Below are 1,427 nucleotides of genomic sequence, written 5' to 3'. Positions count from 1 at the left end.
ACGTCCTCCAGGGTGCTGTCTGCAACTTTACGTCCATCGTTATATACCACACAGTTGACCAGCATATTTCATACTCCTTTGCGGATGTTACGGTCGCTTACCCCATAAACGGCTCCGCCGGTAACGCCAACGGCCATTTCCGGCGGCAAAACAGGCCCGCAATCTGCGCGGACCCATAAGCAAAACCCTCAGATCTGGGGTTGCACGCGCGCCTCTTCAATTTTTTCGAGGCTGCCACGGGTTTCGACCCGGAAAACCCAGGTCAATATGGCGCCCAGTATTGACGTGCCCACCAGAATGATCAACAGGGTTTGGGTACCAATGGTGTGGAGCAGGATGGGGAACAAAAAGGCGGTCATGACCGCCCCAATTTTGGCGAAAGAAGCTGCAAAGCCGGCGCCATAGCCGCGAATGGAGGTCGGAAATACTTCACCGGCCAGCAGGTAGGTCTGGGCGTTGGGGCCGAGATTGGTCATGAAGTTGAAAAGCATGAATCCGGCAAAAAGCAGAATGGTTTTGTCCCCATCGGGCAGATTCAGGGAAATGGCGGCCAGACCCAGACCGACTGCACAGCCGATAAAGCCGATGATCTGCAACTTGATGCGGCCGGTCCCTTCCACGAAGAAAATGGCAGCAAGCACCCCCAGAATCAACAGCACATCGAGCAGGGCGGTTCCCTTGGCAGAGAGCATCACGTTTTGTGCCAGGTCAGCAACGCTATGTACATCCCTGGATGCACCCAGGGTGGTGGCCAGAATGATCGGGGTAAAAATACCGATACCGTAAGTACCTAAATCCTGAATGAACCAGGGGATGGCGGCGAGGAAAGTGGCGCGCCGGTTTTTGTTGTTGAAAAGCACAGCAGGACTGACTTTCTGGTGGTGATGGGCGTGCTCCCTGTTGAGGACCACTTCCTTGGGGTATTGGGGAACTCGCTTGAGCAGGCGGCGGGTTTCCTTTTCCGCTTCTTCCATACGCCCCTTGCTGGCCAGCCAGTGGGGGCTGTCGGTGATAAAAAACCGGCCGACAATCACCAGAATGGCCGGGATAACCGCTGCCGCGTACATCCAGCGCCAGGCATCCACTTCGGGATAAACATCAAGAATGATAATGCCCAGACCGGCACCGACAATTGCACCTACCGCCTGAAAGGCAAAGGCGCCAAGCACCAGGCCGCCGCGTCCCTTGCTGGGAACCGCTTCAGAAATGACCAGATGGGCGGTGGGGTAGTCACAACCCAGAGCGAGCCCAATCCCGAAGAGGCAGATCACCATCCAGAGATAACTGGGGCTCAGGGTGAGACCGATGAGAAACACCACAAAAATCACCATTTCGGCAATAAACATGCGTTTACGTCCGAATATGTCGGACAATCCGCCCAGCATGGTGGCGCCAATCAGGATACCGAAAAGTGCTACGGCAGTGAC

Annotated in this window: 1 protein-coding gene; it reads right to left on the bottom strand. The window is 55.6% G+C overall.

From position 1 onward, the window contains the following. Positions 1-188 precede the first annotated feature (188 nt). Positions 189-1,427, bottom strand: a 1,239-nt coding sequence (locus tag AC2VLY_RS07375) for an MFS transporter (protein ID WP_486892403.1), incomplete at its 5' end; no start/stop codon positions are given.

The sequence above is a fragment of the Acidithiobacillus sp. TH-A36 genome, from assembly GCF_057473445.1.
This window is presented reverse-complemented; position numbering and strand designations above follow the sequence as displayed.